Here is a 9,141-nt window from a genome sequence, read left to right on the forward strand (position 1 = left end):
CCCCACGGCGCCGTCTGCGCCGCCCTCCTCGCCCCCGTTTGGGAAGCCAACTCCACACGTGTGCAAGACCGCACCAAGTTCGCTCAAGTCGACGCAATGCTCGGTGGCGATGCCGTGTCCTGCCTACACGCACTCACCGCACGCCTGCTCATCCCCAAACTCAGCCAGTGGGGCATCGCCGAAACCGATCTCAACGAAATCGCCCACAAAGCAGCCGCCGCCAGCAGCATGAAAGCAAATCCCGTCTCGCTCACGCACGACGATCTGGTCCAGATTTTACGCGCCGCTCTGTAGCACCTGCGTGCGCGCCAGCGTCCCCGGAGTGCGGTGCTTCAGCACCGCTTTCGCCACACCCACAAGCGACAAGCCACCCTTGTCTTCCAAACCTCCCACGAGTACCATTCCCCAGATTCTGGCCCCCACCCAGCCCCCACCACTCACTCCGGCTGAAAATCATCCTCCACCTTCAGCCGCTCCGTCTTGAACCGCTCAATCGCCCTCACCATGGCCGGCGCGGTCTCCCTCTCAAACCACGCCGCCGAGCACCACGGATAATCTCGCGCCACCTGCACAAGCCCATGCTTCACCGCGTTGTTGTGCGTGTAATTCAGTCTCGCAAAATACGATGTCTGCTTCGTGAGCAATGTCTCCCAGTAGTTGTGCCAGACTTTGCGCTCCGGCGTACCATCCAGCTTGTTCACCCATCGAGACAGCGGCCCATGCAGTGCACGCACCATGACGGGCAATGATTCCGCCCCCTCCACATCCGGCGGGGTCTTGGCAATAAAATGGTAGTGATTGGAAAACACCGCCCATGCTTCCAGCCTCAAGCCAAACTTATGAGTGATCGTCAACAAGCCACGTTGCAGGACTTCGAGCCGGGCAGGATCACGAAAATGGTGCTGTTTGAGATGCGTGCCCGCAGTGACGAAGTAGATGCCTCTGGCATCCAGAAGATGCGTGGGAGCATGCGGCCAGGGTGGCGGCTGATCTTGACGACGGGGCATAACACCACCGTCACTTGAAATTCGTCTTGAACGTCTCCCTCGGTTTCATCCCAAGAAACTTCACCCTCAACTCCGGATGCGCTTGCAGATGCCGCGACAGCTCAGGGCAGTTGGTCTCAAAATGCAGGAACTGATTGTCATCAGCAAACACCGCCATGATGTAATACTTGTACTCCTGCCCGCCGACATTGCTGCTGTCACGATCCGAATCATAGCGCGTCGACAATGATTTGAATTCAATGCTGCGACGCGAGCCTTTGGCCACCGCAGGGATTCCCTGCGTCTCTGAAGTCGCAATGATGAGCTCTTCTTGGCCGCGTGCGTATTTGGCCGACGTCTCCATGGTCACCAGCAGGAAGGTGGCTGAAGCCGAAGCCATGGGCTGAGTTTTGGCACTCTCGATGATAATCTCCGGGGTCATCGTCATCGTCATCATGTAGGACGATCCTGGGACTGGAGTGTTTCGCTTGCCGACTTTGGCCTGGATATGCAGAGACGGATATTTTTTCTCCATCTTCTCCTTGGCCGCTTTGTCCGGCTGCTGCCCCGCAACATTCAAACTCGCACTAATCAAGCCGATGATGCAGGCCCATATGATTTTCTGGTTCATAAGCAGGATAAAACCACGTTGCAGGCCCAATCGTCAAGCCCCTTGTCGAATCCGCGCTGGCGAAGGTATGAATCGACCGTCCCGGTTGCCCGTCTCAGTCCTCTTTCACAGACAAAAAGAAAGCCGGGGCTGCTTTCGCAAACCCCGGCCCCGCTCGTTGTTGGTTGCGGTAGTTATTTGATGACGCCGGCAAAGCCAGCGTCATTGAGGGCGGCGGTCAGTTCGGATTTCGTGAACTCGCCTTCGACAGTGAATGAGGTGGACTTCGCGACGATGTCGCTCTTCGTGATGCCTGGAACAGTCTTCACCGCATTCGCTGCGGCGGTTTCGCACTTCTTGCAGCAGAGGTGCACACCGGAAACAGTGGCCTTGGTCATCTTCGCTTCCGGCTTCGTGCTCGCCGTGGATTTGCTGGCGGACTTGGAAGGTTCACCACCTTCGATCTTGCCGAAGTATCCTGCGGCAATGATCGCCTCCGCGGCTTTCATGGCATCACCCTTCTTCTTCGAGGTGATCGTCACCGTGGTGCTCTTGTCAGGCACATCAATCGTGACACCTTCGCCGATGCTGCCAGCCTTGGTGATGCCCTTGGCGCAGCTGCCGCAGCAGTTGTGCACGCCGGTCATGGTGAGTGTGGTCTCAGCGCGAAGAGATGCAGTGAGAGCAAGGACGGAAAGCAGAGTGATTAATTTCATAAGCGAACACTGAGACGATACGACAAGTCGGTTTCTTTGCACAATTTAATTTTTAACGTCGGATAGCAGTCATGAATCCGCGCGCCACCGCCGTGTCATGATACTCACCCGGTGTGAATCCCGCTTCATCCAGCAGCTCCGCATACTCGCTCGTGCTGTAGCATTTCCCCTGCGTGGAATGCATCAGCAGGCATGAATACTCAGCCACATGCAGTGGTCCCGTTTTGTCCGCATTGATGAACGCATCATGAATGATGAGCAGTCCGCCCGCCGGCAAAGCCGCATGTGAAACCGCCAGCAGCTTCTTCACTTCCGGCACGCCCCAGTCATGCAGCACGTTGGAAAAAAGATGCACATCGCAGCCCGCAGGCATGCCATCAAACATGTTGCCCGTCGCCACGCTCACGCGCTCCGCACACCCGCGTTCCTCGATCAATTTCCCCGCGATGCGATCCACCGGCGCCTGATCAAACGCGATGGCCTTCATGTGCCTGTGCTGCGCCGTGATCGCACAACCGTAAACGCCCGAACCCGCACCAATATCCAGCAGACAGCTTCGGCCAGTAAGTTCCAGCTTCTTCGCCAAAGCCTGCGAGAGCAGCACGCCACGGCAGTCCATCGCCGCAGTGAATTTCCGCGCAAAGTCCTCCTGTTCCATCGCCTTGTGCCAGTCAAACGCCGCCTTGTCACCACTCCACCCCGCCGGCTTGTCCGTCCTCAGCACCTCCAAAAAATCCCGCGCGATAGGGCGATCATGCAACGAGGCAAAGTAAGGCCTCACATCCCACACCGGCCCCGCGCACAAAAATTCACGCGTCACCTCCGTCGCCTGAAAAACCCCGCCCTCATTCTTCACCCAACCATTCGCCGCAAACAGCGTCATCATCGTATCCGTCGGCCGCTCCGTAAAACCAAAGTGCGCGCAGATGCCCGCCAGTGAAGATGGATTCGCCGACAGCCACGTGAAAAAATCCACACTCAACGCCGCCGTCACCATGTCCGCCCCATAAAGGCAGTCACGATAGCGGTAGATGTTGGTCGGATCAGTGGCAGGCGCAGAGGTCAGGTCGTGAAACATAAGGCCGCATGATGAAGGCGGCACCCATGAGCAGCAAAATCTGATTTCACTTTTTCTTCTCTTCTTCCTTGATCGGTCTTGCGATCATTTGTCCCGTGATAAACAGAAGGCGCGACACACCTTCAGTCGGCTGGGCGGCCATGACGAAGGTCTGGCCGTCCCAGACGCTCAGTCCCGTGGAGAAACGCCTGGTCATGTTGGGATCGTTGCTGACCGTGAAATTCAAGGTGTTTCCATCCCCGCCGATCTGCGCCTCCACAGTCATCCCGCTGCCACCCATGAAGGCGGGCAGCACATACGCCTGCGGCTTGGATGCCGGATCGCCTTTCGGCTTCAAGACTTCGAGTTTCATATGGTAGTCGGCCACCCCGCTCATCCGCTGCAGCACCGTCGCATACTGAGCTGAGGTGAAAACACCAGCCACGGTGAACTGTCGCAACACATCCTCGGTTGGCGATGCCGCCGCAATGGATAACGGCGGCGGGTCCATGGTGGCGGCTGGCTTTTGATCGCTGGGCGGCACTGGAATCCAGTCTCGAAGCAGCTTCAAAAAATCGCCCTTTATCTCTACTGCATGCACCGTGGTGACCACTATCTTCTTCGCCGTGGCCCGCTGGAAATCGATCCATGCCTCAATGAGGTCCAGGATTGGCTTGGTGTTGCGCACCGTGAGTTTCCCATCCTTGAGTTCCGCATCCGCCGGTTTCGGGAATGTAAATCCCGCCTCCTTGAGCACTTCAACCGGCGGCTTGTCCCGGGGGAAGTCAGCAGGTACTTGGTAAACACGCACGGCCCATTCGCGGGCGGCCTTGTCTGGCACATCAATACCCGTAATTGATGGCTTGATCACCGCGGTTGCTTCAAAACTGGGTGCCTTCTGACCTTTCGGATTCAGCGCTTCGACGGTAATGAGAACCGTCACATGCTTTTTCGAAGTTGGCAGATGCATCACCAGTGTCTCCCCGCTCCCCAGTTCAGCCTGCGCGGCGGCAGTGTGGATTTGCACCCGCTCCCACACCGGCTTGTCCCCCTTTTGCGGCAGCCATGGATGCGATCCATCGGGATCGACACCCAGACTCACTTTCGCCGCTACCAGTGCTTTGCCGTTCGCTGTTGAACTGGCTGTGACCTTGATGCTCGGCCCGATCAGTTTGAGAGCATTCTTGGCATTGGCTTCCGTTATTTTTCCAGGAAACACTTCCTGCACGACTTCAGCGATGGCCTCCAGGCCCAGTTTCCCTGTGATGCTTGGCAGGGTTGCCAGGTCGATGCCCTTCTTCTGCAGCAGCTGTCCCCACATTTGCTGCACTTCATCAGCACCCAAAATTCCGCCATGCATCCCATAGTAACTCTCTGCCTGGATCAGTTTGCACTGAACATACACCAGCGGCGACCGCCTGCTAAGGTCATCGATGATCGTTTCGATTTGATGGTGAGCTGCCTTGTAATGACGCACCCTCAGCTGCGAGGTCGCCGGATTATACATCACAAAGGCGCCTTCAGGGAAAGGGATGCCTCGCTCCTCCAGCAGTTGACGCGCGGATTTTCCGATAAACTCAGGCACTGGAGCTTTCGTGACCGCATCTCCATTCAGAAAATCAGGAGTCACCCTGTACACTCGCATGTACATCACACCACCATCATCCGCCTTGGTCTTCACCACTTCCTGCGCAGCCGCAGTGGCGGTGGTCGCAATCCCGAACGACGCCGCAATCACCGGCGCCACCACCGCGAAAGCCAGACACCCCAGCACAAACAGCGCCCCAAGCTTCTTCCTCACACCCCGCGCCTCCATCAGCACCACCAGCCGCACCTTCAGCCTCTTCGCAGGTCGTGAATAAGCAATGGCCATCACACAGTTTTGCTGCGGGGCAGATCGGCCAGCCCAGGCCAGCAGAAAGTCCGCATAGGCCGTATGATCGCGCCCCTCACCAACAGCCGCAGCATCACACGCCTCCTCACGCGCCCGGGCATATTCTTCCACGAGCGCATGCACGAAAGGATTCCACCACAGGAAAGCACGCACGATGTTTTGCAGCAGCACCACCACCGTGTCATGCAGGCGCAGATGCTCCACCTCATGCCGCAGAAGCCAGCGCCATTGCCGGGCCGTGAGTTTCTCAAACGCGGACGCAGGCATAGCGATCACCGGAAAAAACCAGCCCGCCACACAAGGCGTCCCCTCCTGGTCAAAGACACGCACGCGCTCTCGCTTCAAGTCCTCCGGCAGTTTGTCGTACTCTATAGAGGTAGGCTGCCGCAGCCGCCACGCCCAGCGCTGCACGCGAACACTTTGGTACAAGAGACGCACCCACAAGGCCGCAGTCACCAGCCAGAACAACCAGCGCAGCACCTTCACCATCTCATTCACATCCCACGCTCGCTTCTCGGCCGTGATGTTGATTTCAGGTGCCTTTGCGGGTGCCACACTCACGCGCCAGTCCGCCTTAAAAGTCTCTCGAATCGGCGTCCACACCGGCACGCTTTCCTCCTTCTTCGGCAGCAGGTCCTGCACCCTGATGTCAAAGGGCGTATACAAGCACATCAGCACCGCCAGATTCGTCAGGATGCAGCGCCTCAGCGCATCACGAATGACAAACCGCACCAGCAGCCACGCCGCCGCACCGATCACAAGACTGTGAACCATAAAATTCAGCGTGCTGACAGTCTCCGCATTCATGACTCCTCCCCCTTCTTCCCCGTGCTGTTGCGCACGTATTTGCGCAGCTCCGCCAGCTCCTCTTCGCTGATGTCGCCGCTCTCCACCAGGCAGCGCACCAGCGCCAGATTGCTGCCGCCAAAGAAGCGCTGCTTCAAATCCGCCAGCACACTCGTGCGGCCACGCTGCTCCGGCACGGCAGGCTCATAGGCATGGCTGCGGCTCGAGTCATCCCGGCTGATCCATCCTTTCGCCTCCAGTCTCGTCAGTTGCGTCTGCAGCGTGTTCCGCGTCACGGGGTCACTGCGCCCCTGGTTCACCACTTCCAGCAGTTCCAGCACGCTCGACGGATGCTTTTTCCAAAGAATGTCCATCAGCGCCTGCTCGGCGGCGGACAGCGGCGGGAGTGATTTTTTAGCCATATTTCGCGAGTTTGCCGACAAATGTCGGATTTGTCGAGCCCAAACTCCGACACATGTAGGATGTCTTCTCACCATCAATCCCGTTGATGAATTCCGCCCACGCCGCCCGTTGACTTGCCTCCCATCTCCTGACAGCATCGCCCCGCCATGTCCTCTCCCGCACCCAAATTCACCACCACCCACTGGCTCATCATCATCATCGCCAGCATTGGCTTCTTGTTTGACACCTATGAGCTGCTGATGACGCCCCTCGTAGCGGCACCGGCCATCGCCGAACTCCTGAAGCTCCCGATGAACAACCCCATCGTGACCACCTGGGTGGGCAATCTCCTCTGGATCGCGGCACTCTGCGGTGGCGTGTTTGGTCTGCTCGGCGGCTGGCTGGTCGATAAATTCGGCCGCAAGAAGATCATGGCCCTGAGCATCTTCCTCTACTCCTTCTCCCCCTTCTGCGCCGCCTACTCCACCTCGCTGGGCATGTTCGTCTTCTTCCGCAGCACCACCTTCATCGGCGTCTGCGTCGAGTTCGTCGCCGCCATCACCTGGCTGGCGGAAGTCTTCTCGGATAAAAAGCAGAAGGAAAAGTGGATGGGCATCACGCAGGCCTTCGCCTCGCTCGGCGGTGTTTTTGTCACGCTCGTCAGCGTCTGGATCAACAAGCATGGCGTGGATCTCCCTCACATCGGCCTGCCTGCCGGCCTCGGATCAAACGATCCCTCCACCTGGCGCTACCTCCTCATGACGGGCATCCTTCCCGCCATCCCCATTGCCCTGCTCCTGCCATTCGTGCCTGAATCCCAGGCCTGGAAGGAAAAGAAAGCCGCAGGCACGCTCAAGCGCCCCAGCTTCGCCGCTCTCTTTGCCCCCGAGCTCCGCCGCGTCACCCTGGTGACAGCCGCCCTGTCCGCCTGCGCCTACGGCATCGCCTTCGGTGCACTCCAGGTCACCGTGTCACGCGTCACCCCCGGCCTGCCGGAATTGAGAGCCCAGTCCAAGGCCCTGGCACCGCTGCGCAAAGCCGGTGAAGACCTCAACAAACAGCTCAATGCACTCCCCGCCACCGACCCCGCCCGCAAAGAACTCATCGCGCAGATCAAGGCCAACTTCGGCCAGCAAAAGCCGATCAACGATGAAGTGAAAAAGATGGCCGACACCGTGCAGTTCTACCAGGAAATGGGCGGCCTTGTCGGCCGAATCGCACTGGCCATCCTCCTCATCGTCGGCATCAGCCGCGTCGCCTTGTTAAAGGTCTTCCAGATCCCCGCGCTCATCATCCTGCCTCTGACTTACTTCTACTTCTTCGAGCAGGGCGGCAATAGCTTCCTCTGGGCGTACGGCGTCTGCGGACTCCTCACCGTCGCTCAGTTCAGCTACTTCGGTGAATACCTGCCCAAGGTCTTCCCCATGCATCTGCGCGGCACCGGCGGCAGTTTCGCCACGAATGTCGGCGGTCGCATGATCGGCACCAGCATGGCCTTCGTCACCACCAATCTCGTCGCCCCCATGCTCGCCGGCACCGGCCCCATGCTGCCCATGCATGTCGCCAAAGCCGCAGGCATCGTCGCCACCGCCATCGTGGTGCTGAGTTTCCTCATCGGCTTCATGCTGCCAGAACCCAAGGCGGAAGAGGCTTGAGCCGAGAGAGTCTGTGTCATGGCGGCGTACTCCTGCCGCCATGATTCGCTCTCTCCTCTCTCTCGCCCTCTGCCTCGCCGCCTTCACCCTCCACGCGGAGGATCCAAACGACGGCAAGCTGCGCATCATTGTCTTCGGCGCCCATCCTGATGATGCCGAATACAAGACCGCAGGCACAGCCGCCAAATGGGCGCGCCTCGGCCACCACGTAAAACTCGTCTCCGTCACCAATGGCGACATCGGCCATTGGAAAGAAGCCGGTGGCCCGCTCGCACAGCGCCGCGCCGCAGAAGTGGCGGCCTGCGCCAAAAAGCTCGGCGTCACCTCCCAGGTCCTCGACATCCACGACGGCGAACTCCTCCCCTCACTCGAAAACCGCAAGCTCATCACCCGCGTCATTCGCGAGTGGAAGGCGGACATCGTCATCGCCCACCGCCCCTGGGATTACCATCCCGACCACCGTTATGTCGGCGTCCTGATCCAGGACGCTGCCTTCATGGTCACCGTCCCCTTCATCGTTCCTGACGTGCCGTTTTTGAAAAAGAACCCCGTCTTCCTCTATTCCAGCGACGGCTTTCAAAAGCCCTACCCCTTCACGCCGGACATCGCCGTGAGCGTGGACGATTCATTCGACCAAAAACTCGACGGTCTCCACGAACTCACCTCCCAGGCCTACGAAGGCGGTGCCAGCGGCTCCGCCGAATACGTCGCCAAAGACGTGCCTCCTGCCGCAGATGAAGTGGCCCGCCGCGCCTGGCTCAAACGCCGCTGGGGCGCACGCCAAAGCAGCGAGGCAGAGAAGTACCGCGACCTGCTGGTCAAACTCTACGGTGAAGAAAAAGGCAAGGCCGTGAAATACGCCGAGACCTTCGAAGTCTGCGAATACGGCCGCCGCCCCAGCGCCGCAGAGATCAAGCAGCTCTTCCCTTTTTATGAGGCGAAGTAATGCCCGCTCACCGAATTTCTGAAGTTTCCTTCGCATCGCATTTCCACTGAGTCCCTCTTTAACAAAACCGTTTTCGAACTCATCTCAGC

Annotated in this window: 8 protein-coding genes and 1 pseudogene; 3 read left to right on the top strand and 6 right to left on the bottom strand. The window is 58.8% G+C overall.

What is annotated here, in order from left to right:
* Positions 1–294: pseudogene (locus WAW39_RS15795) on the top strand (alcohol dehydrogenase); the annotation flags it as partial.
* 143 nt (positions 295–437) lie between these two features.
* Here WAW39_RS15795 and WAW39_RS15800 read toward each other — a convergent pair.
* The 6 genes from WAW39_RS15800 to WAW39_RS15825 all read right to left on the bottom strand — a co-directional run bounded on the left by WAW39_RS15800 (position 438) and on the right by WAW39_RS15825 (position 6,471).
* Positions 438–1,007, bottom strand: coding sequence for a transposase (locus WAW39_RS15800; protein WP_422320149.1), 570 nt, complete (start codon positions 1,005–1,007; stop codon positions 438–440).
* 10 nt (positions 1,008–1,017) lie between these two features.
* The gene (locus WAW39_RS15805; protein WP_422320150.1) at positions 1,018–1,647 is read right to left on the bottom strand and encodes a hypothetical protein; all 630 of its coding nucleotides are present in this window, start codon (positions 1,645–1,647) and stop codon (positions 1,018–1,020) included.
* A 143-nt stretch (positions 1,648–1,790) separates the two neighbouring features.
* Positions 1,791–2,312, bottom strand: coding sequence for a hypothetical protein (locus tag WAW39_RS15810; RefSeq protein WP_422320151.1), 522 nt, complete (start codon positions 2,310–2,312; stop codon positions 1,791–1,793).
* A gap of 52 nt (positions 2,313–2,364) precedes the next feature.
* The gene (locus WAW39_RS15815; RefSeq protein WP_422320152.1) at positions 2,365–3,390 is read right to left on the bottom strand and encodes a methyltransferase; all 1,026 of its coding nucleotides are present in this window, start codon (positions 3,388–3,390) and stop codon (positions 2,365–2,367) included.
* Between the two features lie 46 nt (positions 3,391–3,436).
* Positions 3,437–6,037: a M56 family metallopeptidase gene (locus tag WAW39_RS15820; RefSeq protein WP_422320153.1), complete on the bottom strand. Its 2,601-nt coding sequence runs from the start codon at positions 6,035–6,037 to the stop codon at positions 3,437–3,439.
* A 29-nt stretch (positions 6,038–6,066) separates the two neighbouring features.
* Positions 6,067–6,471: a BlaI/MecI/CopY family transcriptional regulator gene (locus WAW39_RS15825; RefSeq protein ID WP_422320154.1), complete on the bottom strand. Its 405-nt coding sequence runs from the start codon at positions 6,469–6,471 to the stop codon at positions 6,067–6,069.
* 147 nt (positions 6,472–6,618) lie between these two features.
* Between WAW39_RS15825 and WAW39_RS15830 the strand changes: the two genes are divergently transcribed.
* A complete protein-coding gene (locus tag WAW39_RS15830; protein WP_422320155.1) occupies positions 6,619–8,106 on the top strand; it encodes an MFS transporter in 1,488 nt (495 codons plus the stop codon).
* 40 nt (positions 8,107–8,146) lie between these two features.
* On the top strand, positions 8,147–9,052 hold the full coding sequence (locus tag WAW39_RS15835; RefSeq protein ID WP_422320156.1) for a PIG-L deacetylase family protein: 906 nt from the start codon (positions 8,147–8,149) through the stop codon (positions 9,050–9,052).
* Positions 9,053–9,141 lie beyond the last annotated feature (89 nt).

Origin of the sequence: Prosthecobacter sp., from assembly GCF_049294395.1 — a bacterium.
In the GTDB taxonomy this organism is placed as follows: Bacteria; Verrucomicrobiota; Verrucomicrobiia; order Verrucomicrobiales; family Verrucomicrobiaceae; genus Prosthecobacter.